Raw genomic sequence first — 23,429 nt, 5'->3', positions numbered from 1 at the left:
CTACTATTTAACTTTAAAATACCTGCCACTGAACAAACGTTCATTATAAATAATGGTCACAATATTTATTTTATAAATAAAAAAGTGCGGTTAAAATCATCCGCACTTTTTAGTTCGTAGAAAGGAAAATTCAATGTTTAAAATGAAAAATATCACGCTTGCTTTGTTGATGTCTGGTGCATTAGTGGGATGTGCCAATATTGGCGATTCTTATCAAGCAAGCCTTGAAGATTACAAGCAATATGAAGCAATTACCAAGCAATATAATGTAAAAGAAAATTGGTGGTCATTATATAACGATGCACAATTAAATCGTGTTATAGAACAGGCTTTAACAAACAATAAAGATTTAGCTAAAGCTGCTGTAGCGGTAAACCGTGCGCTTTATAGTGCAAATTTAGTTGGCGCAAATTTAGTGCCTGCATTTAATGGTTCAACTTCATCTGCGGCACAACGTCGAGTTGATACTAGTGCAAGCTCAACCATTTCACACAAAGGTTCTTTAAATGTGAGCTATACATTAGATCTTTGGCAACGTTTAGCCAATGCCGCTGATGCAGCGGAATGGTCACACAAAGCAACCGCAGAAGATATGGAGTCGGCTCGTTTATCATTAATCAATTCTGTGATAACAACTTATTATCAAATTGCGTATTTAAATGATGCAATTAGCACAACCGATGAAACAATCAAATATTACACGGATATTGGCAATATTATGCAAACGCGTTTAGCCCAAGGTGTGGCTGATGCAGCCAGCGTTGATCAAGCACAACAAGCCATATTAACGGCGCGTAATAACAAATTAAATTTTGAAACCCAACGCAAAACGGCAGAACAAACCTTACGCAATCTGCTGAACTTAAAACCAAACGATGGGTTAAATATCACTTTCCCACATATTATGAATGTGAAAACGGCAGGCGTAAATTTAAACGTGCCTGTGTCTGTAATTGCAAATCGTCCTGATGTAAAAGCAGCACAATTCCGTTTAAGCAGTGCATTCAAAAATGCGAAAGCAACTCAAAAAAGTTGGTTCCCAGAGATTAATTTAGGTGCAAGCCTTTCTTCAACAGCAAGTACTGTTGGCACGGCGTTACACAATCCTGTGGCTGCTGGCACAGTCGGAATTAGCTTGCCATTCTTAAATTGGAACAGCGTAAAATGGAACGTTAAAATTTCTGAAGCTGACTATGAAACCGCACGTTTAAATTACGAACAACGTATTACCACGGCTCTCAATAATGTGGATACCAACTATTTCGCGTTTACCCAGGCGCAAAGTACATTAAGTAATTTACAGCAAACCCATAGTTACAATCAGCGTATCACACAATATTATCGAAATCGCTATAATGCGGGCGTATCCGAATTGCGTGAATGGTTGGTTGCAGCTAATACGGAAAAATCATCACAACTTGCAATTTTGAATGCAAAATATCAAGTGTTGCAAAGTGAAAATGCGGTATATAGCTCAATGGCGGGATATTATTTGTAAAATTAAAATGAATTAATCTATAAAAAATCCCTGTTAAATTTCTTTAACAGGGATTTTGTTATTTAAATTAAACCTGTTATTTTACCGCTTCTTTAACAGCATCTACTGTTTGAGTTGCTTTTTCTGATGCTGCTTCTTTCATTTCACTTGCTTTTTCTGATGCAGCCTCTTTCATTTCAGTTGCTTTTTCTTTCATTTCACCTACTTTTTCCGACGCAGCTTCTTTCATTTCACTTGCTTTTTCTGATGCAGCCTCTTTCATTTCAGTTGCTTTTTCTTTCATTTCGCCTACTTTTTCCGACGCTGCTTCTTTCATTTCGCTTACTTTTTCTGATGCAGCTTCTTTCATTTCAGTTGCTTTTTCTGCTACAGCTTCTGTTGCTGATTTAATTACTTCTTTCGCATCTTCCACTTTCTCTGCTGCTTTATTTTTCACGTCTGTAGAAAGCTCTTGTGCTTTTTCTTTTACCTCTGCCATTTTATTTGCAGCAGCATCTTTTGTTTCTGATGCAACTGATGCTACAGTTTGTTTTGTTTCCTCAACTTTTTGTTTTGTTTCTTGTTTATCAAAACAACCTGTCACGGCTAAAGCTGAACTTAAAACTAATGCGAGTGTTAATTTTTTCATTATTTTCTCCATAGAATAATTTGATTATTACAAAGCCCTATTACTTTGATGTAGTTTAGTTTACGGGAATTTTCATAAAAAGAAAAATAGTAATAGTAAAACTTTACCTTTCTAAAAAAAGATTACTTCACAAAACAACACCTAAGATATTGATTTTAAATGTTTTTATAAAAGCTATAAAAATTTTATTTTTTTGTAAAAAAAGAATAATTTATTTTAAATAAATTATAGGAGATGCTTGATGCATCAATATTTCTGATTTATTACCATCCCATAATAATTGAGCAATGGTTGCAGGATAAAATGGTATTGGATTTCTTTTTCCATACAGTTCAGCAACAATTTCTCCCACTAAGGGCAAATGAGAAATAATCAATACAGATTTAACACCTTCATCTTTTAGTACTTCTAAATAATCAATTACGGAATGCGCATATCTATAAGGCGTAATCCCCTCCCAAATTTCAACGTTATTTTCTAACGCAAAATCAAAAGCTTGATTAACTTGATGAAAGGTTTCTTCAGCTCTGGTATAAGGGCTTACTAAAATACGGTCTAGTGAATTAATTAATAATGTACTTAAATGTTGTTTTAGCCACTGCCCTTGTAAAAAAGCCTGTTTAGAACCATAAACAGTCAAATGGCGAGCTTTATCGCTATTCGCCATTACTTCTGCCTCGCCGTGACGCATAATAAAAATGTTCATTTTGCTTTCCTTATTTAAAAACAAAAATAAACCGCACTTTACTAAGTGCGGTCAAAAATTAATTAATTTTTTTCACGGCTTCTGCAATTTCTTCTGCACATTGTTGTGCAAGTGAGGCATCTTGGCATTCCACCATAACGCGAATAAGTGGTTCCGTACCCGATTTACGCAATAAAATACGCCCTTTGCTTTCTAAACGTTTTTCAACCTCTGCGGCAACTGATTTTACAGTGTCACTTTCAAGTGGATTTACCCCACCTGCAAAACGGACATTGATTAACACTTGTGGGAATAATTTAACCGCACTCGCTAATTCATTTAAGGATAATTTATGCTGTGCCATTGCCGCCAATACAGCTAATGACGCAACAATGCCATCGCCCGTTGTATTTTTATCTGCAATGATAATATGACCTGAATTTTCGCCACCAAGCGTCCAATCATTTTCAACCATTTTTTCCAACACATAACGGTCGCCCACGTTTGCACGTAAGAAAGGAACGCCAAGCATTTTCAACGCAATCTCTAAGCTCATATTACTCATTAATGTGCCAACGACACCGCCTTTTAATTGACCTGAACGCAATGCTTCACGGGCAATAATAAAGAGAATTTGGTCGCCATCGACTTTATTTCCTAAATGATCGACCATCATAATTCGGTCGCCATCGCCATCATAAGCTAAACCAACATCAGCTTTCGTTTCAACTACTTTAGCTTGCAATGCTGTCACATCAGTTGCACCACATTTTTCATTAATGTTCAAACCATTTGGATCTGTACCCATTTCAATGACTTTAGCCCCAAGCTCGCGCAATACATTAGGTGCTATGTGATAAGTCGCCCCATTGGCACAATCTACCACGATCTTATAACCTTCCAAGCCTAAGTGAGCTGGAAATGTGCCTTTGCAAAACTCAATATAGCGTCCTGCTGCATCATTAACACGGCTTGCTTTACCTAATTCAGCAGATTCCACACAATCCATTGATTGCTCTAACATCGCTTCAATGGCTTCTTCAATTTCATCGAGTAATTTTGTTCCTTTTGCTGAAAAGAATTTAATGCCATTATCATAATAAGGATTATGTGAAGCCGAGATCACAATACCTGCTTCAGCACGGAAAGCTCTGGTTAAATAAGCAATGGCTGGTGTCGGCATTGGGCCTGTAAAGGCAGCAGATAAACCTGCAGCGGCTAAACCTGCTTCAAGGGCTGATTCCAACATATATCCAGAAATGCGGGTATCTTTACCGATTAAAACCATTTTAGAACCTTGAGAAGCTAATACTTTTCCTGCAGCCCAACCTAATTTTAATGCGAAATCTGGTGTAATTGGATAAGAGCCCACTTTTCCACGCACACCATCTGTTCCAAAATATTTACGATTTGCCATAATAAAATTCCTTTAATTTTTTATCGTTATAAAACCATCAGGCATTTTCTGTTGCCTGCCAAATTTTGAGCATATCTGATGTTGCTGCAACATCGTGTACGCGTAAAATTTTTGCACCTTTTTGCGCTGCAATAAGCGCGCCTGCCGCACTACCAATCACTCGCTGATCGACTGGTTTATCAAGCACAGCACCAATCATTGATTTGCGAGATAACCCCGCTAATACAGGATAACCATTCTGACAAAATTCATTCAGATTTTGTAATAATTGATAATTATGCTGTACAGATTTGCCAAATCCAAAGCCCATATCCCAAATTAAATTTTCTTTTTTAATGCCAGCAGAAAGGCATTCATTAGTACGTTTTTGTAAAAAAGCCAATATATCTTGCACGACATTTTCATAATAAGGATTTGCCTGCATCGTGCGAGGTTGTCCTTGCATATGCATAATGCAAACTGGTAAGGCCTGTTTTACCGCTGTTTCTAACGCATTTGGCTCTTGCAAAGCACGAATATCATTAATCAAATCCATTCCTACACTAGCCGCTTCACACATCACAATTGCTTTTGAGGAATCAACGGAAATCCAGCAATCAAAACGGCTTCGCACTGCTTCCACCACAGGCACAACACGATGCAATTCCTCTTGTTCCGAAACTTCATCTGCATTCGGACGAGTGGATTCTCCACCAATATCAATAATTGTCGCCCCTTCTTCTAGCATTTTTTCCACTTGAAAAAGTGCTTTATCTAGACTAAAAAACTGTCCGCTATCAGAAAAAGAATCAGGCGTAAAATTAAGGATCCCCATAATTTGAGGAACGCTTAAATCAAGACATTTATTATTTGCGTAAAGTTTCATAAAGTGCGGTTAATTTTTAGAGTGATTTTGGTGAGCAATTATAGCGAAATACATCCAAGAAAAAAAATCATTTAGGAAAAAATAAAGCCTTTCCGAAGAAAGGCTTTGATAAGTTAAACATTAAAATCGTCGGTATTTTCTACCGCACTTTCAGGCTTTGCATCATTCGTTGTTGAATTTGCATAAGCAGCCTGTTGTGTTTTCGGCTCTCCCCAACCTGATGGCGGTGTGACAGGTTCGCGATTCATCAATTGCTTAATTTGTTCTTCTTCAATAGTTTCATATTTGACTAACGCATCTTTCATTGCGTGCAAAATATCCATATTATCAGTCAAAATCTGTCTTGCTCTCTCATAGTTGCGATTTACAATTGCACGCACTTCTTCATCAATAGAATGTGCGGTTTCATCTGACATATGTTTCGCTTTTGCCATTGAACGACCTAAAAACACCTCGCCCTCATCTTCCGTATAAAGAATTGGCCCTAATTTGTCAGAGAATCCCCATTGCGTCACCATATTACGCGCGATATTAGTTGCCACTTTAATATCATTTGATGCACCCGTTGAGATATTTTCTTCGCCGTAAATCAAATCTTCCGCTAAACGCCCTGCATACAAGGTAGAAAGCTTACTTTCTAATTGTTTTTGGCTAATACTAATTTGATCGCCCTCAGGCAAAAAGAATGTTACACCTAACGCTCTGCCACGAGGAATAATCGTCACTTTGTGAACAGGATCGTGTTCAGGCACTAAATAGCCCACAATCGCATGGCCTGCTTCGTGATAAGCGGTTGATTCCTTTTGCTTATCCGTCATAATCATGGTGCGACGTTCTGGCCCCATGTTGATTTTGTCTTTTGCTTTTTCAAACTCAAGCATGGTTACCGCACGTTTATTGACTCGAGCAGCAAATAAGGCGGCTTCATTGACTAAATTTGCTAAATCTGCACCGGAATAGCCAGGTGTGCCACGCGCTAATGTCATTGCATCAACATCTTGCGCAACAGGCACTTTACGCATATGCACTTTTAAGATTTGCTCACGACCTTTCACATCAGGCAAGCTAACAACTACTTGTCGGTCAAAACGGCCTGGACGAGTTAAAGCTGGATCAAGTACATCTGGACGGTTAGTTGCGGCAATAACAATTACGCCGTCATTACCACTAAAGCCATCCATTTCAACCAACATTTGGTTTAAGGTTTGTTCACGTTCATCGTGTCCGCCGCCTAAGCCCGCACCACGTTGGCGACCCACAGCATCGATTTCATCAATAAAGATTAAGCAAGGTGCATTTTTCTTAGCCTGTTCAAACATATCACGTACACGTGATGCACCAACACCCACAAACATTTCTACGAAATCAGAACCAGAAATAGTGAAAAATGGAACTTTTGCCTCCCCTGCAATCGCACGAGCAAGCAAGGTTTTACCAGTACCTGGAGGACCAACCATCAGAATACCTTTTGGAATTTTACCGCCCAAGTTTTGGAATTTATTCGGATCACGCAAGAAATCAACGATTTCGCCCACTTCTTCTTTTGCTTCATCACAACCAGCCACATCCGCAAAAGTAACCTTAATCTGATCTTGATTCAGCATTTTGGCGCGGCTTTTACCAAAGCTCATTGCTTTGCCGCCACCACCTTGCATTTGACGCATAAAGAAAACCCATACGCCAACAAGGAATAACATTGGGAACCAAGAAATTAAAATTTGGGATAAGAAACCACGTTTTTCAAATGGCGTGCCTTCCACTTTCACTTTTTTGCTTAATAAATCATCAAGCAATTTTCTGTCTTCAAGTGGTGGCATTACAGTTGAATATTTAGAACCATCGGTTTTAGTTACCGTAATTTCATTGGCATCAAAACGTGCCGCTGTCACTTGTCCGTTGCTTACATCGTAAACAAAGGTCGTATAATCAGTAGAATTTTCTACCGAAGATGAATTAAAACTTTGGTATGCCGTCATCATAATGACCGCCACTACCACCCAAAGCACTAGATTTTTGACCATATCGTTCAAAGTCTAACCTACCTTTCCTAAGTTAAAAAATTTCGTCACAAGATACTACACATCATTAGCAATGAAAAGCTATCAAAGCAATTATCCTTTATAGCCTGTTGCCACAATATATACTTCACGAGATCGTCCGCGTGATGCTTCAGGCTTACGCACTTTCACCACATTAAATAAAGAACGAATTTCTCTTAAATATTCATCAAAGCCTTCCCCTTGAAAGACTTTAACAACAAAACTTCCTTTGCTTGCCAAGACTTGTTTACACATATCTAAAGCAAGCTCGACCAAATACATTGCGCGTGGAATATCCACTGATGGCATTCCACTAAAATTGGGTGCCATATCAGACATCACAACATCAACTTTATCTTCGCCTACACGCACTAATAAAGCATTCAAAACGTTTTCATCACAGAAATCGCCCTGCAGAAAATCAACGCCTACAATGGGATCCATTTCCAAAATATCACAAGCAATTACACGACCTTTGCCCCCAATTTGACTTACTACGTATTGCGACCAACCGCCCGGTGCTGCGCCGAGATCGACCACGGTCATTCCTTGTTTAAATAATTTATCCGTTTGCTGAATTTCATCAATCTTAAAATAAGCACGTGAACGCAACTTTTGCTTATGCGCTTTTTGCACAAATTGATCACTGAAATGTTCATTTAGCCAGCGAGAAGAACTCGCTGAACGTTTTTTCTTTCCCATAATCTTCTATTTTTTATAGTCGTTTCGCCTATATTTGGGTACAATCTGTCAAATTCAAGTCAAGGCTGATTGAAATCAGTGAAAAACATTGAGAAAATCAACCGCTCTTTTTTATTAGGAATCCTTATGACAACCTTATCAACCAAACAAAAACAATTTTTAAAAGGTCTTGCGCACCATCTTAACCCAGTCGTTATGCTTGGTGGAAATGGCTTAACCGAAGGCGTACTTGCTGAAATTGAAAATGCACTTAATTATCACGAACTCATCAAAATAAAAGTTGCTGGTGCAGATCGCGAAACAAAACAACTTATTATCGATGCGATTGTGCGTGAGACTAAAGCAGCACAAGTACAAACTATCGGGCATATTTTGGTGCTTTATCGCCCAAGCGAAGAAGCAAAAATTCAGCTTCCACGAAAATAACATCAAAAGTGCGGTCATTTTTAACCGCACTTTTTTTATTTAAATATAATTCACTTCAATAATATCAAACTCAACGACACCGCCAGGCGTTGTAATATTAACGGTATCATCTAATTCTTTACCAATTAAACCTCGTGCAATAGGAGAATTAACCGAAATCAAACCCGATTTAATGTCAGCTTCATCATCGCCTACAATGCGATAAGTGACTTCTTCATCTGTATCCGTATTTACAAGCACAACTGTTGCACCAAAAATAACTTTACCGTTATTTGGCATTTTTGTTACATCAATAATTTGAGCATTACCAAGTTTACCTTCAATCTCTTGAATACGACCTTCACAAAAACCTTGTTGCTCACGCGCCGCGTGATATTCTGCATTTTCTTTTAAATCTCCGTGCTCACGTGCTTCTGCTATGGCTTTAATAATTTCAGGACGACGTACATTTTTTAAGAAGTCCAATTCTTCACGTAATTGTTCTGCGCCACGCACAGTCATTGGAATTTGTTGCATTGTTTTTCCTTTTACTAAATAAAACAAAAACCACGGCAAAATCCTAAAATCTCGCCGCAGTATTATTAAAAATAAACTTGAAATGAGAAAATGATTTACTCAATTTCATTCGGGGCTTATTATTGTTCGTCTAAAAAAAAATAGCAACCATAACAAACCTAATATGAAAAAATTATCTTCAATTTCCACCGCACTTGGTTCCTTTTTACTTTCCGTAAGCTTTAGCCTGCCAACTTTCGCAAACATTAATGTTTCAGATTTAACACAAAAACTGCCTGAAGGCTCTAACACAGGTGTTATTGCTAAAAATATCAATCAAAATCAAATTATTGCGGATTATAATGGCTCAACCTTTATGCTTCCTGCGAGTACACAAAAAGTTTTTACAGCTGTCGCTGCTAAACTCGCGTTAGGCGATCAATTCAAATTTGAGACCGCACTTTTAACTAATGGAAAAATCCAAAATGTCAATTTAGAGGGTCACTTAATCGTGCGTTTTACAGGCGATCCTGATCTCACAAGTGGCCAGCTTTATACCTTACTTGCAGAATTAAAAAAACAAGGCATCAAAAAAATTAATGGCGATTTAGTATTAGATACCTCTGTTTTTTCCAGTCACGATCGAGGATTAGGTTGGATTTGGAACGATCTCACAATGTGTTTCAACTCTCCCCCTGCAGCGGCAAATATCGATAACAACTGTTTCTATGCGGAACTAGATGCCAATCAAAATCCCAGAGAAACAGTAAAAATCAATGTGCCTGCACAATTTCCAATTCAAGTGTTCGGACAAGTCTATGTAGTGGATAGCAATGAAGCCCCTTATTGTCACCTTGATGTTGTTGTACACGATAATAATCGCTATCAAGTAAAAGGATGTTTAGCGCGTCAATCTAAACCTTTTGGCTTAAGCTTTGCCGTGCAAGATACAGATGCCTATGCTGCCGCGATTATTCAACGTCAATTAAGACAATTAGGTATTGAGTTTAATGGTAAAGTCTTGTTACCCCAAAAACCGCAACAAGGTCAGCTATTAGCGAAACATTTATCAAAACCATTACCCGATTTATTGAAAAAAATGATGAAAAAATCCGATAACCAGATTGCCGATTCACTGTTCCGAGCTGTGGCATTCAATTACTATAAACGCCCCGCCTCCTTTCAATTAGGCACATTGGCGGTTAAATCCATCTTGCAAAAACAAGGAATTCGTTTTGGTAACAGTATTTTAGCCGATGGCTCTGGTCTGTCTCGCCATAATCTTGTGGCACCTAAAACAATGCTATCCGTTTTAGAATACATCGCCAAAAACGAAGATAAATTACATTTAATGGAAACTTTTCCCATCGCAGGCGTAGATGGCACGATCAGTGGTCGTGGCGGATTAATTAGACCGCCATTAGTGAAAAATGTGATTGCTAAAACTGGCTCTTTGAAAGGGGTTTATAACCTAGCTGGCTTTATGACAAACGCGAGAGGGGAAAAAGTAGCATTTGTACAATTTATTAATGGCTACTCAACGGGCGATTTGGAAAGCAAAACAAAACGTGCACCACTGGTACAATTTGAGCGTAACTTATACAACGAACTCTATAAATATTGATAAATTCTTTCTTAAAAATACCGCACTTTTCTTTGTTCATTAAAAGTTCTTTGTTCATAAAAAGTGTGGTATTTTTTTATCTCTTTTTACTCAATGCTATTCATCAATTAAAATATTAAATGATAATTATTTTTATTAATTAACTTGCTATATTTTCTTATACTCTCCACTCTTTTTTAACCTAGATTTAACCTTGGGAAGCACAGTATGAACTTTAAATTAAGCTTAGTTTATACCGCACTTTTTGCGGGTATTTCTGTTTCTGCCATAGCAAAAACAACACAGCACTCTGATACTAAAACATTAGATCAAATTACAAGATACAGGTCTTAAACAAAACGGTTATCAAGTAACAGGTACATCTGCTGTTTTTAAAGCTGAAGTCCCCGTATTTGATACGCCAAATACTGTTAATGTCCTTTCAACACAACTTTTACAAGATCGTCAGCCGAATTCTCTTATTAATGCGCTTTATAATGTAAGCGGCGTAAGTCAAGCAAATACTTTAGGGGGAATGTTTGATTCCATTCAAAAGCGTGGTTTTGGCGGCAACCGAGATAACTCAATTATGCGTAATGGCTTACAGGTTGGTCCTGCTAAAAATTTTAGTGCTACAACTGAAACTGTTGAACTCTTAAAAGGGCCTACTTCTGTGCTTTATGGTGTGCAAGATCCGGGTGGCGTAATCAATATTGTGACTAAAAAACCACAACAAACACCAAAATATTTAATTGCTGGCTCTTTAGGTAGCCATAATCTTTGGGGAACTCAATTAGATTTCACTGGCGGTTTAAGCAACGGCTTTGCATATCGTTTTATTTATGACCTGATATTCCTGTTTCTCGTCGTTTAGATGAACCCAATAACGAAACAACTGCAAAAACAGATAATATTGATTTTAAAATTGAACATAAACTAAATGAACAATGGAAAATTAATGCTGCTTATAGTTATTCAGGTTATAAATATTTCTATAACCAATCTCGTATTAATAGCATAAATATAACGAATAGAATTGCCCAACGTTATATTGAACAACAAGGCAGTCAGCACATTCATAGTGGAACATTAAATTTAGTTGGAGAATTTGGTATTGGAAATGTAGCTAATCGCTTAGCATTTGGAGTTGATATTATGCGTAATAATATGGATCTTGGTCCAATTTACAATACAAATAAGTCAGCAGAACGAAAACCTTTAAATATTGATAATCCAATCTATACAAATCCAATCGCTATTCAAAAAAATACAAATAAAAATGCCTACCAGTTTAATCATTTAAAAACTTTAGGTCTTTATATTCAAGATTCTGCTTATTTTACTGATAACTTTATTATAACAGGAGGACTTCGTTATGAATATTTTGATCAAGTGATTGGAAGATCAACATTAGATAATATTAGAAGTGGATATTTAGCGCAAACAGACGGAAAACTTCTCTATCAATTCGGTAGTGTATATAAATTTACCCCAAGAATTGCAACATTTTTTAACTGTGCAGAATCATTCCGCCCACAAAATAATAGAACGCTTATTATTAATAGCGAACTTCCTGCGGAGCAAGGTAAATCTTTTGAAACAGGTTTAAAATATGATAATTCATATTTAAATGCAACTTTGGCTTTATTTAATATAAACAAAGGCAATGTTGCAGAAACAGTTAATATTAATAACACAAATGAACTACAAATTGTTGGAAAACAGCGTTCTCGTGGCATTGAGTTTGATATAAATGGGCAACTTACTGATAATTTAAGTATTGCTGTAAACTATACTTACATAAAAGTAAAAACCTTAGAGAATCACAATAATAAATTAGCTATTGGTAAACAACTTTCAAGTGTACCAAAACATCAATCTTCATTATTCTTAGCCTATAACATTGGCGAATTTGACTTTGGCCATATTCGTGTTGGTGGTGCGCATTATTTAGGCTCTTGGTATGCTTATAATAGCACCTATACAAAAGCATATAAGCTCCCACATTCAGTTGTTTATGATGCGTTCATTGCATACGATACAAAAATTTCAGGCAAAAAACTTTCTTTCCAATTAAATGGTAAAAACTTATCGAATAAAGTTTATTATCCATCAACGTCAGGAAATGCAAACGGAACACTTATTCCTGTTGCATTAGGCTATGCGCGTGAAGTGATATTAAACACTAAAATTGAATTTTGATGAATTATTAAAAATTAAGGCGAACTGATTTCGCCTTTTTCTATTTACGGAAAATTAATGAACTGGCAAACCGAACTTTATAATAGTTTAAACTGGATTTTAACCGCACTTTTTTGGGTAATATTATGCTTTACCATCACAATATTAGCCTTAAAACAAACTACTTTCGGCAAAAAATTCTGGTGTATCGTGTCACGTGTCACCATCAATGAATAAAAAAACAAGCCTTAAACTAATTTTAATGTTGTTAGTGCTATTTATAATGATATTGTTGGAAGTTAGATTTAGCCTGCTTAATTCATTTTTTTACAATGGATTATATATTCAATGCAAGAGTTAAACATCGAGAAATTTTGGTTCTTTGCAAAATTAAATGCTCTTCTTGTAACAGCACAAGTTATACATACTATTGCGGATTATTTCTTTCAACAAGTTTTTGAAATTCGTTGGTTAGAAAGTCTTAATACAACACTTATTAAACGCTGGTTAAATAAGAAAAAATACTATCGACTGAAATATAAACGAGATTTGCCAGATAATATTGATCAACGTATTGAACAAGATGCGAGAGAATTTATTACCAGCACTGTACAAATTGTGCGAGGCATAATTAACTCGGTACTCACAACCATTGAATTTACGATTATTTTATGGTCACTTTCTGGCATATTAACTTTATTTGGATTTAATATCGAAAAAGGCGTCGTTTTCTTCATTTATGCTTTTATCATTTTTGCAATATTTATGTCCGTGTGGATTGGACGCCCACTAATTAAGCTAAATTTTACAAAAGAAAAACTCAATGGCGATTATCGTTATTCTCTAATCCGTGTGCGAGACAATGCAGAAAGCATTGCTTTTTATAATGGCGAGCCAAAAGAACAAACATTCTTACAATATCAATTCCGTCAAATTATTCATAATCGTTGGTCCATTGTATTAAAAATGTTGGGCTTAAATAGTTTCAACTCAGGGGTTACTCGCGTTGCCAAATTATTGCCCTTAATGTTACAAGCATCACGTTTCTTTTCTGGTCAAATAAAGCTGGGAGACATGCATCAAACAGTCCAAGCATTTAACCGATTAATGACCGCACTTTCATTTTTCCGATTATTTTACGAACAATTTACACTCTATCAAGCACGATTAAATCGTCTTTATGGATTTATAACCAAAATGGATGAATTAGATAAGCAAAATTTTTATCATACTTTTCATTGTTCTCGTAGAGTCGCATTAAAAAACTTTGGCATCAAAGATGAACAAGGCAACATATTACTCAATAATTTGAATATAAATTTAGAAAATGGAGATGCCCTATTAATTCAAGGTGCATCCGGAACAGGAAAAACATCACTGCTAAAGCCATTGCAGGAATCTATCCCTTTGAAACAATAGGCATTGCAGAGCATCCTTGTATGGGAAGTTTATTCTTGCCACAACGACCTTATATGCCACAAGGCACTTTACGAGAAGCGATTTGTTACCCAAATATCAATCCAAGTCACGCAGAATTGGAACAAACCATGAAGGATTGCGCGCTAGGAAAATACATACAAGCACTTAATGTAAAAAATGACTGGCAAGCGATTTTATCGCCCGGTGAACTACAAAGAGTGGCGTTTATTCGTATTTTACTCACAAAACCAGATGTCGTATTTCTTGATGAAACAACTTCCGCATTGGATGAAACAACGGAGCATTTACTCTACCAAACAATTAAAGAGCGTTTGCCCGAAATGATTATTCTCAGCGTAGGTCATCGTAGTACGTTACAGCAATTTCATAACAAACAACTCAAATTAAATGTATGTTTACTACGAAAAATAAGAAAATAGCTATGCAAAATATGTAAATCAAATATTTTATTTATTTCAATGTATTTAAATAAAGATAGAATATAAAAAAACCCTCGAAATTCGAGGGTTTGATTTTACTATCGTAATAAAAATTAGCGACGTAAACCTAAACGAGCGATAGTGCTTTGGTATAAAGCAAGATCAGTACGTTTTAAGTAGTCTAAAAGTTTACGACGACGAGAAACCATACGTAATAAACCACGACGACCATGGTGGTCTTTTTTGTGCTCTGTGAAGTGAGTTTGTAAGTGGTTGATTTGTGCAGTTAATAATGCGATTTGAACTTCAGAAGAACCAGTATCTTTCGCATCACGACCAAATTCAGCAACGATTGCTGCTTTTTTTTCAGTACTTAGAGACATTTTTTACTCCTAAAAGGTAGTGTTGTAAATACATCATTCGCCGATCTCTAACTCAGCGATGACAAGGAGTTCGCATTCTAACGATGAATAAGTTCAAATGCAAGATAAAGATTAAACTTACCGCACTTTTCATTATTAGAAGCGAATACCAGATCCAATCCCCACACCTAATCCTACACCATTACTTCCACCACCAGCACTAACACCACCCACAGTACAAGCAGCTAATATGCCTGATAATGCAAAAATAAAAAATATTTTCTTCATCATTTTTTCTTTATCAATAAAATTTCAAATAAACGATAAATCGCAATTAAATCTGTCTTTGCAATAGGTTTAAAAGGCAATAAAAGATAATAAACCCAGCTAAAACGCTGCAAAAATACGATCATATTCTGCCAATTTTTCGCTTCACAATGTGTTTGATAATATAATGCTACTTTTTGAATAAAAGTGTCCGAAATATCTTCTTCTCGACATAAACTATCAAAGAAAAATAACATATCCCGAATAACTATCCAAATTTGATTTTGGCTATTTGAGCGAGATTCAAAATCAAGAAAAGTAACCTTTCCTTTATCCCAAGTAATATCTCGAATAGCAGGACGACCGTGCATCAAATTTTTAGCGTGCAAATCAATCAAAGCGAGACAAGCATCATAAATAATTAAAAATTTCTGTTGTTCATCTATATTTTTATTGCATAGCCATTGTGATACAGTCAGTCCCACATTTTCCAACACAAAAAAATGATCACTATAATAAGAGACTTTTGGCACTGGCGCATTTTGTTCAGCAAGCTTCAATAAAGTATATAATTCATTTTTAAAAGATTTTTTAGAATGGGGTTTTAATAATAGCCAAATCCCTTTCAATTTTTCAGGTTGTTTCAACCAATATTTTTTCCTTCATATTGAAAAGGATAAATTCGTTCATCTCGATGTTTTGTTACCAGTTGCTTCACATATTCTTGAAAATCATCATTTGCCATCATATTCCCACTACTTTAGTATATTATTTATAGTTTAAATAGAAATTAATTTATTATTTTCTATAATAACGTCTATTAAAAAACTTTAAAATAAATTTTATTTACCACTAATAAAATTAAAAAAATAGCAGGAATATTATAGATATTTTAAGAATTTATTACAATTTAATAAGGAAAAATTAAAATGCTGAAGTATCTTGGAATAATCCTACTTTTAAATCTGTCGCGGTATAAATAACACGACCATCTACTTCAACTTCGCCATCAGCCATTCCCATAACTAGTTTACGATTAATTACTCGTTTCATATGGATTCTGTAAACTACTTTTTTCGCTGTCGGCAAAATTTGCCCTGTGAATTTCACTTCGCCAACCCCTAATGCTCGCCCTTTTCCTTTGCCACCAATCCAGCCTAAATAAAACCCAACAAGCTGCCACATCGCATCCAATCCTAAACAACCGGGCATTACTGGATCGCCAATGAAATGGCAGCCAAAAAATGGCAATTCAGGCTTAATATCAAGTTCGGCTTCAATGTATCCTTTACCGAAAGCACCTGTTTCTTCATTCATTTCAACAATGCGATCCATCATCAACATTGTTGGTGCGGGTAATTGCGGCCCTTCTTTACCAAATAATTCGCCGCGACCTGACGCGAGCAAATCATCATAAGAATAGCTACTTTTTTTATTAAGTGTACAAGTGTTTTGCATTTCAGATTCCTTTATATATGATAAATCCAGTTTATAACTGATATATGTATTTTAAAAGGAACGCAGCAAACTGTAAATAGCTAACACTTGTTCGCAAAACTTGTCGGAGCAGTCACTCTTAGAAATTATAGAAAAAAAGAAAAGCGAAAAAATGCTCGCTTTTCTCTATTAGGAGTGGAAAAAACGCCAAAAACTTTTTCGTTCAGAATCGGCACGCCCCTCAATACGACGTTGAATAAGACGAGATAAAGGCTCTGTTTTTTCTGTATAATCTTTGTTCTCATCTAACAAATCACGCTCAAATAACAATTCACAAGCTTGATAAATATCTTCCACAGGATAAATAAAAAACTCGCCATTTTTTACCGCACTTTTCACTTCATCAGATAAACTCAGTTGCTGGATTGTTGTCATTGGAATGATTACACCTTGTTTTCCAGTCAAACCGCGACGTTGGCAAATAGTAAAAAAGCCTTCAATTTTATCATTTACACCACCCACAGAATGAACAAGTCCAAATTGATCAATCGATCCTGTAATTGCAATATGTTGAGGCAAAGGTAAATCGGCTAAAGCACTTGCTAGCACACAGAAAATCGCCAAAGATGCACTATCACCATCAATTTCTCCATAAGACTGTTCAAACACCAATGATGCAGAAAATGGCAATTGCGAGGGCAAATCTAAGATATTGGAAAGGCAAGCCTGCGCAATCATCATACCTTTACCGTGAATATTTCCCGCTAGTTCATTTTTTCTTTCAACATCAATCACTTCCCCTTCACCGAATTGTACAATACAACTAATACGCGAAGGTTCGCCGAAACATACTGGTGTACCTGGATATTCAATTACCGAAAGCCCATTAATTTGTCCAACAATTTCGCCTTGCGTTTCGACATAAACTTGCTCGTTTAAAATATCCGCATAGGTTTGTTCTTTTAAAAAACCATATTGTGCTAATTTTTGTTGAAAAATGCCCTCAAAATCCTCCGCACTTAATGCTATTTTTTCTGCAAAAGTTGAAGCATCTTGTAAGATTTCTTTTAATTTGAGAGGAGATGCATTAATTAAAAAACGATCTTCACTTTCACGCACTAATAATTGATAAAGTTTATTTAACGCCGAAAAATCTAGCTCAATTTTTTGCTCTTGAGCCATTTGTAGCACATAACTAGCCCAAGTTTTTTGTTCTTCCACTTCAGCCACAGAAACATAACTTTCAATTTCAGCATAATCGGCGAAAGAATAAAGGTTTTCTTCTAACTCAGCCAAAGTGGCTAATTCGGTACGATTACCAAGTACAATCACTTTTAAGTTAAGCGTATAGCCTGGTATATCACAAGGTAAATTTTTAAATGGATGAGCTGAATACCAATCAAAAGTTTGGGTTTGCAGAATCTGTTTTAATCGCCCCCACAAATCAAATTGAGATAACAATGTTGTCGCACTTAAAATCAAAACTCCGCCATTAGCTTTATGCACTAATCCTGGCACTAATTGAATATCTTGTGAACTTGGATGAAGCCGAAAACTACCGAAAAGCTGGAATTGATCGCAATACAATGCGCTTAATACCTCTCCTTGACTGGCAAAATTATCATCTAAAGATTTTGCAGGCTCAGTATAAATATACGGAAAAGAAAAAGAGTCCCCCTGCTCTATCACATAATTCACACCAAAAATTGACCGCACTTTATGATGGTTTTGCGATATAAAATTTTGCAATAACTCCGCATATTCAACAGGTTCGCCCACTTTTATCATTAGTAGTGAACGTGTTGGATGACGTAAAAATAAATCGATAGCCTGTGTGGCATTCGGTTGTAACGCCCAAAAATCTACTGGTTCTAAAGGAAAATCTTGAATTGCTAAATCAGGTTGCAATGCCTGCCAATTTAAGGATTGCTCCATAGCTTGTTGTTGAGAAAATGATGAACTCACGGCTGGTCTCTTTCTAGAAAAATTGGTCACATTATCGCATATTTAATAGCCTTGTGAAAATCCACTAGAAAATCAGCATAAAAACACGTATATTAATGCAGTTACCACGTCACTCAATGATAAAAAATGAAATACCAAAAACTCGAAAATCAAGAAGCAAATTGGAAATGGATTTACCTCATTCGTAAACATCGCGAAGGGGAAAATATCACGCGTTATGAAGAACGTAGTTTGCAAGAAGCCAAAGCGCAAGAATTATTAGAATCCCAAAATTATCCAGAAAAAATTGAAGAATGGATTAAAAACCATCTTTCCCCAGCCTTGCCAATTAAGCTTGATCAAGCCATTCGAGCTCGCCGTAAACGATTTTTTAATGGAGAAAAACAACATACCAAGAAAAAATCCATTGATTTGGAATATGCGGTGTGGCTACGTCTTTCTAAATATTCTAGAAAAATGAAAATGACACTTTCGGAAACAATTACCTATATGATTGACGAAAGAGAAAGCAAAGCACAATTTGAAAATCAAATGGCAGCAATGAAAACTAGTTTAAAGAATTTATTAAAATAAAAAAAGACAAGCTGCAATTCTTGTCTTTTAAATTAGGATTAATAGAAAAAATTTAGGGTATTTATTATTCTTGAGTATCCAAAATTGGGATTATTTTTGTGGCGTGAGATCCTTTATCGCCGTGGATAACTTCAAATTGCACCTTTTGACCTGCTTTTAATGAACGATAGCCGTCCATTTCAATCACTGAATAATGTGCAAAAATATCGGCATCCACACCTTCTGCGGAAATGAAACCAAATCCTTTTGCATTATTGAACCATTTTACAATACCAATTTCCATAAAAGACCTCTCTAGGCTTCGCCTATTAAAACAATAAATCAACAAGACTCTCGCCTTATCACCTAATATAGGTCCGTTATGTTTAAATATTTTGAACGGTTATGCAACGAGCAATATTCAAAAATGATAAGTAGATCACAAAAAATTTAATTTTCTGGAGTTTTTTTATCATTTTTATGAATTTCTCGTAGTGCTTTCGCCACTATTTGAATAGCTTCTCCGCTACTAATTCCTTTTGCCATAAGTTCTTGAATTTGTTCAACTGCCTTTTGTTGCTGTTCGTGTGTTAGATTTATATCAAGCATTTTCCCATCCAAATTGATTAATTAGTTTCTTCCATTGTTCATCTAGCCCTGCTGTGATAGTGATTTGTTCTTTGGTTATCGGATGAATAAAAGACAAACTATCTGAATGTAAAAATAATCGAGAACAGCCTAAATGTGAGATTAATGCACGATTTTGATGTAAGTCACCATATTGTGTATCCCCTAAAATCGGATGAAAAATATGTTTCATATGGCGACGTAATTGGTGTTTTCTGCCTGTATGAGGGATTAATTTAACTAAAGAATAACGTGCTGTTTGATAACGCCCAGCAGGATAAGGCATTTCGACTATTTTTAATCCTTCATAATCAGTAATCGCTTCTTGAGACCCTTTATTTTCTTGAGAAAATTTATCTGCGATTTTATCCAATTGGATTTTTAGTGGATAATCTATCCGCTCTTTTCCCTGTAGATACCCTCGCACTACAGCTAAATAAGATTTCTGAACGCACTTTTGTTCAAACTGTTCACACATTAAATTCGCAATTTCACTGCTCAATGCAAATAACAACACGCCAGATGTCGGTCGATCTAAACGATGAATAGGAAATACGTGCTGACCAATCTGATCTCGCAAAGTTTGCATCACAAATTGAGTTTCATGAGGATCTAACCAACTGCGATGAACCAACATGCCAGCAGGCTTATTCACCGCAACTAGAAACGCATCTTGATATAAAATTTCTAGCATTCTTTCTTGTTCAGCAGTGCCTCTAAAGCAACCAAAGGGGCTAATAATTTTTGCAATTCATCAAATTCTTTCATTGCTTCTTCAATATAAGGCGAAATGGCAATTTTATTTGGCAAAGCTGAACCACTTTCTAATAAAGCCCACATACGCGGAATAAATATCCACTGTAGCCATTCTTCGGCAGACATCGTATCAATTGAAAAAGGTTCTTCACTTAAAAACGCCTCTGCAGCAGGGGACATCGTTTGCCATAAATTAAGCTGCTGCATGGTAATTTGAAGCTGTTCAAGGTGCTGTTTAGTTTGATTACGCATATTTTATATCCTAATTAATGAATCTTTTTTGCAAACACACGCACATTTGAAAAACCATTTTCTTTCAAATATAAGGCCTGTAATTTGCTCATCACACCACGTTCACAATACAACACGTAATTTTTACTTTGATCAAGGCTACCAAATTGAGAGGAAAGTTTGTAGAACGGCATTTGAATGACTTCATGTGCATCCGATTTAAATGGATTTTCATCCGTTTCTTCTGGGCTACGAATATCTAGAATTACCTCGTTTTCTCCCAATACAGAAATTGCCTCAACTTCCACGACTTCTTTTTCTGTTTCTTCTGCTATCTGGCGAATATCTAAATATTTCGCATTTTGTACCGCACTTTCAAGAATCTCAAAATTAAAATACCTTTCTTCTGTAACAATTTTCTCGCGAACAGCTTTGATCGTAGGATTTTTTGAAATCACACCACAAAATTCAGGCATAGATTTTGCAATATCGTCAGTGCCAATTTCTTTCGCCATCGCGATAATTTGTTCTTTATCGTGCGTAATTAACGGGCGTAATACTAAGGCATCAGCAGCTTCATCAATCAAGCGTAAATTGGTCAAAGTTTGGCTGGAAACTTGTCCTAATGCCTCCCCTGTCACAATCGCTTCAATATTAAAACGTTGAGCGACTTTACTTGCTGCTCGCACCATCATCCGTTTTAATACAACCCCCATTTGGCCATTATCGACTTTCTCTAAAATCTCACCGACAACCCCCTCAAAGTTAATCGCAATAAAGCGTACTTTATGTGAAGCGCTATAGCGTTGCCAAATATGATAAGCCATTTGCTTTACGCCAATTTCATGGGCTGCACCGCCAAGATTAAAGAAACAATAATGAACTCGAGAACCACGACGAATCAACATATAACTTGATACGCCAGAATCAAATCCCCCCGAAATCAAAGAAAGCACATCCTCTTGCGTCCCAATTGGATAACCGCCAATCCCTGCGTGGCGTGCTTTAACTAACATCATTTTGTCATCTTCAATATCAATACGAACAGTCACATCTGGATTTTTCAACCGTACTTTTGCGCTTTCAATATGTTGATTTAATCCACCGCCGATATAACGTTCTGCTTCAATCGAACTAAATTTATGTTTTCCCTTACGTTTTACTCGAACGCAAAAGGTTTTGCCTTGAAGTTGTTGCGCAACATCAGCAAGCGTCAATTCAAAAATATGATGTAAATCGGTAAACGGTTTTTCTTCAACTTCTAAAAAATGATGAATACCAGGAATACGTTGTAACAAGGCGATTAATTCTTCACGATTTTCTTCATTTTTTGACCGCACTTCAATGTAATCCCAGTGACGTACAACTGCAGTTTCTTCATCATATTTCTGTAAAATATTGCGGATATTAGAAGTTAAAATTTTTGCGAAACGTTTACGCACAGTTTCGCTCTTAATCATAATTTCAGGAAAAAGTTTAACGATAAATTTCATATAAATAGCTTAGGTATTTCTTGGGTATTTAAAGTGGCGAGTATTTTACGCAAAGATAGTGAAAAGTCCACTGGTCCTAGCTTGAAATAATTTTTTAACAACTCAAGTAAAATACAGTACAATGACAAGCAATTTTTACCGTGAAAAAGGACGATTAAATGGCGCGTAAACCTGCATCTTCACAAGATTTTGAAACAACGTTAGCGCAGTTAGAAAATATTGTTACACATTTAGAAAATGGCGATCTACCGTTAGAAGAAGCATTAAAAGAATTTGAACAAGGTGTGCAACTCGCTAAGTTAGGACAAGAACGTTTACAACAAGCAGAACAACGCATTCAGATCTTATTGCAAAAAACAGAAGATGCTCCACTGAATGATTATAAAGGGAATGATTATGAAGGGAATGCTTAATGGGTCACTTTTCTGAAGAATTACAACAGGTTCAAAATCGTATTAATCACTTTTTAGAAGCTCAATTTGAGGGCATTGAAAGTCATAATGCACCTTTGCTTGACGCGATGAAATACGCATTATTACTTGGTGGTAAACGAGTTAGACCTTTTTTGGTTTACGCAACTGGTCAAATGCTTGGCGCAGAGAAACAAACCTTAGATTACGCTGCTGCTGCCATTGAAGCCATTCACGCCTATTCCTTAATTCACGATGATTTACCTGCGATGGACGATGACAATCTACGTCGTGGACATCCTACTTGTCATATCCAATTTGATGAAGCTACAGCTATTCTTGCGGGCGATGCACTACAAAGTTTCGCATTTGAAATATTAACCAAAACTCCGAATATTTCTGCTGAACAAAAACTGGCTTTAGTTCAAATTTTAGCTCAAGGCTCAGGCGTACAAGGAATGTGCTTAGGGCAAAGTTTAGATCTTATTTCTGAACATAAACAAATTAGTTTAAGCGAATTAGAATTAATCCATCGTAACAAAACGGGCGCGTTGCTAATTGCCGCATTGAAATTAGGTTTCATTTGTTCTCCGCATTTTACCGACAAAAAGTTAGAACAATCCTTAACACAATATGCGGAAGCCATTGGCTTAGCCTTTCAAGTTCAAGATGATATTTTAGATATTGAAGGCGATAGTGCAGAAATTGGCAAACAAGTCGGCGCCGATCTTGATTTAGATAAAAGTACATATCCAAAATTACTTGGGTTAAGTGGCGCAAAACAAAAAGCACAAGATCTATATCAAAGTGCTTTGTCTGAATTAGAAAAAATTCCTTTTAATACGACCGCACTTCGTGCATTAGCTGAATTCATTATTACCAGAAAAAGTTAAACACTCACAAAAGTGCGGTCAAAATTTATAACGTTTTT

The 23,429-nt window shown here is 36.2% G+C and carries 22 protein-coding genes and 3 pseudogenes; 8 read left to right on the top strand and 17 right to left on the bottom strand.

Annotated elements, in window-relative coordinates; all coding sequences use genetic code 11:
• Positions 1–133: 133 nt before the first annotated feature.
• Positions 134–1,498, top strand: a complete 1,365-nt coding sequence (gene tdeA, locus DQN24_RS06400) for a toxin/drug exporter TdeA (protein ID WP_021035225.1) — start codon at positions 134–136, stop codon at positions 1,496–1,498.
• Between the two features lie 76 nt (positions 1,499–1,574).
• Here tdeA and DQN24_RS06395 read toward each other — a convergent pair whose 3' ends face one another.
• The 6 genes from DQN24_RS06395 to rlmE all read right to left on the bottom strand — a co-directional run bounded on the left by DQN24_RS06395 (position 1,575) and on the right by rlmE (position 7,834).
• Entirely contained in the window at positions 1,575–2,126 is a 552-nt protein-coding gene (locus DQN24_RS06395; RefSeq protein ID WP_041175338.1) for a histone, read from the bottom strand.
• A gap of 211 nt (positions 2,127–2,337) precedes the next feature.
• A complete protein-coding gene (gene sixA / locus DQN24_RS06390; RefSeq protein ID WP_041175339.1) occupies positions 2,338–2,832 on the bottom strand; it encodes a phosphohistidine phosphatase SixA in 495 nt (164 codons plus the stop codon).
• Positions 2,833–2,890: 58 nt separating this feature from the next.
• The gene (gene glmM / locus DQN24_RS06385; protein ID WP_111695555.1) at positions 2,891–4,228 is read right to left on the bottom strand and encodes a phosphoglucosamine mutase; all 1,338 of its coding nucleotides are present in this window, start codon (positions 4,226–4,228) and stop codon (positions 2,891–2,893) included.
• A 37-nt stretch (positions 4,229–4,265) separates the two neighbouring features.
• Positions 4,266–5,093, bottom strand: coding sequence for a dihydropteroate synthase (folP, locus tag DQN24_RS06380; protein WP_021035230.1), 828 nt, complete (start codon positions 5,091–5,093; stop codon positions 4,266–4,268).
• A gap of 113 nt (positions 5,094–5,206) precedes the next feature.
• Entirely contained in the window at positions 5,207–7,114 is a 1,908-nt protein-coding gene (gene ftsH / locus DQN24_RS06375; protein WP_111695554.1) for an ATP-dependent zinc metalloprotease FtsH, read from the bottom strand.
• Between the two features lie 90 nt (positions 7,115–7,204).
• A complete protein-coding gene (gene rlmE, locus DQN24_RS06370) occupies positions 7,205–7,834 on the bottom strand; it encodes a 23S rRNA (uridine(2552)-2'-O)-methyltransferase RlmE (RefSeq protein ID WP_021035232.1) in 630 nt (209 codons plus the stop codon).
• 126 nt (positions 7,835–7,960) lie between these two features.
• Here rlmE and yhbY point away from each other — a divergent pair, with 126 nt between their 5' ends.
• Entirely contained in the window at positions 7,961–8,260 is a 300-nt protein-coding gene (gene yhbY / locus DQN24_RS06365) for a ribosome assembly RNA-binding protein YhbY (protein WP_041175340.1), read from the top strand.
• Positions 8,261–8,299: 39 nt separating this feature from the next.
• Here yhbY and greA read toward each other — a convergent pair whose 3' ends face one another.
• Complete coding sequence (gene greA / locus DQN24_RS06360; protein ID WP_005637913.1) at positions 8,300–8,776, bottom strand: transcription elongation factor GreA; 477 nt, start codon at positions 8,774–8,776, stop codon at positions 8,300–8,302.
• A 163-nt stretch (positions 8,777–8,939) separates the two neighbouring features.
• Here greA and dacB point away from each other — a divergent pair, with 163 nt between their 5' ends.
• The 3 genes and pseudogenes from dacB (at position 8,940) to DQN24_RS06345 (ending at position 14,398) form a co-directional block, all read left to right on the top strand.
• Positions 8,940–10,379 (top strand): serine-type D-Ala-D-Ala carboxypeptidase, encoded by a 1,440-nt coding sequence (dacB, locus tag DQN24_RS06355; RefSeq protein ID WP_021035235.1) that lies wholly within the window; start codon positions 8,940–8,942, stop codon positions 10,377–10,379.
• 207 nt (positions 10,380–10,586) lie between these two features.
• Positions 10,587–12,560 (top strand): annotated as a pseudogene (locus tag DQN24_RS06350) (TonB-dependent siderophore receptor).
• Positions 12,561–12,617: 57 nt separating this feature from the next.
• Positions 12,618–14,398, top strand: a pseudogene (locus tag DQN24_RS06345) (ABC transporter ATP-binding protein/permease).
• Positions 14,399–14,511: 113 nt separating this feature from the next.
• Here DQN24_RS06345 and rpsO read toward each other — a convergent pair.
• The 5 genes and pseudogenes from rpsO to DQN24_RS06320 all read right to left on the bottom strand — a co-directional run bounded on the left by rpsO (position 14,512) and on the right by DQN24_RS06320 (position 18,429).
• Positions 14,512–14,781 carry a 30S ribosomal protein S15 gene (gene rpsO, locus DQN24_RS06340; RefSeq protein WP_021035236.1) on the bottom strand — a complete coding sequence of 90 codons (270 nt, stop codon included), beginning with the start codon at positions 14,779–14,781 and terminating at the stop codon, positions 14,512–14,514.
• A 135-nt stretch (positions 14,782–14,916) separates the two neighbouring features.
• Positions 14,917–15,048: a hypothetical protein gene (locus DQN24_RS09205; RefSeq protein WP_005689651.1), complete on the bottom strand. Its 132-nt coding sequence runs from the start codon at positions 15,046–15,048 to the stop codon at positions 14,917–14,919.
• Positions 15,048–15,775, bottom strand: a pseudogene (locus DQN24_RS06330) (hypothetical protein). Before DQN24_RS06330 ends, DQN24_RS09205 begins: the two are co-directional and overlap by 1 nt.
• A gap of 176 nt (positions 15,776–15,951) precedes the next feature.
• Positions 15,952–16,485 carry a bifunctional 3-hydroxydecanoyl-ACP dehydratase/trans-2-decenoyl-ACP isomerase gene (fabA, locus tag DQN24_RS06325; RefSeq protein ID WP_005652828.1) on the bottom strand — a complete coding sequence of 178 codons (534 nt, stop codon included), beginning with the start codon at positions 16,483–16,485 and terminating at the stop codon, positions 15,952–15,954.
• A gap of 168 nt (positions 16,486–16,653) precedes the next feature.
• Positions 16,654–18,429 (bottom strand): AAA family ATPase, encoded by a 1,776-nt coding sequence (locus tag DQN24_RS06320; RefSeq protein ID WP_172453980.1) that lies wholly within the window; start codon positions 18,427–18,429, stop codon positions 16,654–16,656.
• A gap of 126 nt (positions 18,430–18,555) precedes the next feature.
• Here DQN24_RS06320 and matP point away from each other — a divergent pair, with 126 nt between their 5' ends.
• Positions 18,556–19,002 carry a macrodomain Ter protein MatP gene (gene matP / locus DQN24_RS06315; RefSeq protein WP_005628871.1) on the top strand — a complete coding sequence of 149 codons (447 nt, stop codon included), beginning with the start codon at positions 18,556–18,558 and terminating at the stop codon, positions 19,000–19,002.
• A 64-nt stretch (positions 19,003–19,066) separates the two neighbouring features.
• Here the strand turns inward: matP and cspD are convergent, their stop codons facing one another.
• The 5 genes from cspD to thiI form a co-directional block, all read right to left on the bottom strand.
• Positions 19,067–19,285 (bottom strand): cold shock domain-containing protein CspD, encoded by a 219-nt coding sequence (gene cspD / locus DQN24_RS06310; RefSeq protein ID WP_021035241.1) that lies wholly within the window; start codon positions 19,283–19,285, stop codon positions 19,067–19,069.
• A 146-nt stretch (positions 19,286–19,431) separates the two neighbouring features.
• Positions 19,432–19,590, bottom strand: a complete 159-nt coding sequence (locus tag DQN24_RS06305) for a YoaH family protein (protein ID WP_005688434.1) — start codon at positions 19,588–19,590, stop codon at positions 19,432–19,434.
• Entirely contained in the window at positions 19,583–20,302 is a 720-nt protein-coding gene (gene truC, locus DQN24_RS06300; RefSeq protein WP_111695552.1) for a tRNA pseudouridine(65) synthase TruC, read from the bottom strand. The genes DQN24_RS06305 and truC overlap by 8 nt, the downstream gene beginning before the upstream one ends.
• The gene (locus DQN24_RS06295; protein ID WP_111695551.1) at positions 20,296–20,616 is read right to left on the bottom strand and encodes a YqcC family protein; all 321 of its coding nucleotides are present in this window, start codon (positions 20,614–20,616) and stop codon (positions 20,296–20,298) included. The genes truC and DQN24_RS06295 overlap by 7 nt, the downstream gene beginning before the upstream one ends.
• Positions 20,617–20,630: 14 nt before the next feature.
• Positions 20,631–22,088 carry a tRNA uracil 4-sulfurtransferase ThiI gene (gene thiI / locus DQN24_RS06290; protein ID WP_111695550.1) on the bottom strand — a complete coding sequence of 486 codons (1,458 nt, stop codon included), beginning with the start codon at positions 22,086–22,088 and terminating at the stop codon, positions 20,631–20,633.
• Between the two features lie 158 nt (positions 22,089–22,246).
• On the opposite strand from thiI, the gene xseB reads away from it, so the two are divergent.
• Complete coding sequence (gene xseB / locus DQN24_RS06285; RefSeq protein WP_005656614.1) at positions 22,247–22,501, top strand: exodeoxyribonuclease VII small subunit; 255 nt, start codon at positions 22,247–22,249, stop codon at positions 22,499–22,501.
• The gene (ispA, locus tag DQN24_RS06280; protein ID WP_050949159.1) at positions 22,501–23,391 is read left to right on the top strand and encodes a (2E,6E)-farnesyl diphosphate synthase; all 891 of its coding nucleotides are present in this window, start codon (positions 22,501–22,503) and stop codon (positions 23,389–23,391) included. The genes xseB and ispA overlap by 1 nt, the downstream gene beginning before the upstream one ends.
• Positions 23,392–23,429 lie beyond the last annotated feature (38 nt).

The sequence above is a fragment of the Haemophilus influenzae genome (assembly GCF_900475755.1).
Lineage (GTDB): Bacteria > Pseudomonadota > Gammaproteobacteria > Enterobacterales > Pasteurellaceae > Haemophilus > Haemophilus influenzae_D.
The sequence above is the reverse complement of the archived record's forward strand: the minus strand, read 5'-3'. Positions and strand labels throughout refer to the sequence as shown.

What these genes read in the sequence shown, in the direction of transcription:
- tdeA (WP_021035225.1), top strand. Translation starts at nt 134, where the DNA reads ATGTTTAAAATGAAAAATATCACGCTTGCTTTGTTGATGTCTGGTGCA.
- DQN24_RS06395 (WP_041175338.1), bottom strand. Translation starts at nt 2,126, where the DNA reads ATGAAAAAATTAACACTCGCATTAGTTTTAAGTTCAGCTTTAGCCGTG.
- sixA (WP_041175339.1), bottom strand. Translation starts at nt 2,832, where the DNA reads ATGAACATTTTTATTATGCGTCACGGCGAGGCAGAAGTAATGGCGAAT.
- glmM (WP_111695555.1), bottom strand. Translation starts at nt 4,228, where the DNA reads ATGGCAAATCGTAAATATTTTGGAACAGATGGTGTGCGTGGAAAAGTG.
- folP (WP_021035230.1), bottom strand. Translation starts at nt 5,093, where the DNA reads ATGAAACTTTACGCAAATAATAAATGTCTTGATTTAAGCGTTCCTCAA.
- ftsH (WP_111695554.1), bottom strand. Translation starts at nt 7,114, where the DNA reads ATGGTCAAAAATCTAGTGCTTTGGGTGGTAGTGGCGGTCATTATGATG.
- rlmE (WP_021035232.1), bottom strand. Translation starts at nt 7,834, where the DNA reads ATGGGAAAGAAAAAACGTTCAGCGAGTTCTTCTCGCTGGCTAAATGAA.
- yhbY (WP_041175340.1), top strand. Translation starts at nt 7,961, where the DNA reads ATGACAACCTTATCAACCAAACAAAAACAATTTTTAAAAGGTCTTGCG.
- greA (WP_005637913.1), bottom strand. Translation starts at nt 8,776, where the DNA reads ATGCAACAAATTCCAATGACTGTGCGTGGCGCAGAACAATTACGTGAA.
- dacB (WP_021035235.1), top strand. Translation starts at nt 8,940, where the DNA reads ATGAAAAAATTATCTTCAATTTCCACCGCACTTGGTTCCTTTTTACTT.
- rpsO (WP_021035236.1), bottom strand. Translation starts at nt 14,781, where the DNA reads ATGTCTCTAAGTACTGAAAAAAAAGCAGCAATCGTTGCTGAATTTGGT.
- DQN24_RS09205 (WP_005689651.1), bottom strand. Translation starts at nt 15,048, where the DNA reads ATGAAGAAAATATTTTTTATTTTTGCATTATCAGGCATATTAGCTGCT.
- fabA (WP_005652828.1), bottom strand. Translation starts at nt 16,485, where the DNA reads ATGCAAAACACTTGTACACTTAATAAAAAAAGTAGCTATTCTTATGAT.
- matP (WP_005628871.1), top strand. Translation starts at nt 18,556, where the DNA reads ATGAAATACCAAAAACTCGAAAATCAAGAAGCAAATTGGAAATGGATT.
- cspD (WP_021035241.1), bottom strand. Translation starts at nt 19,285, where the DNA reads ATGGAAATTGGTATTGTAAAATGGTTCAATAATGCAAAAGGATTTGGT.
- DQN24_RS06305 (WP_005688434.1), bottom strand. Translation starts at nt 19,590, where the DNA reads ATGCTTGATATAAATCTAACACACGAACAGCAACAAAAGGCAGTTGAA.
- truC (WP_111695552.1), bottom strand. Translation starts at nt 20,302, where the DNA reads ATGCTAGAAATTTTATATCAAGATGCGTTTCTAGTTGCGGTGAATAAG.
- DQN24_RS06295 (WP_111695551.1), bottom strand. Translation starts at nt 20,616, where the DNA reads ATGCGTAATCAAACTAAACAGCACCTTGAACAGCTTCAAATTACCATG.
- thiI (WP_111695550.1), bottom strand. Translation starts at nt 22,088, where the DNA reads ATGAAATTTATCGTTAAACTTTTTCCTGAAATTATGATTAAGAGCGAA.
- xseB (WP_005656614.1), top strand. Translation starts at nt 22,247, where the DNA reads ATGGCGCGTAAACCTGCATCTTCACAAGATTTTGAAACAACGTTAGCG.
- ispA (WP_050949159.1), top strand. Translation starts at nt 22,501, where the DNA reads ATGGGTCACTTTTCTGAAGAATTACAACAGGTTCAAAATCGTATTAAT.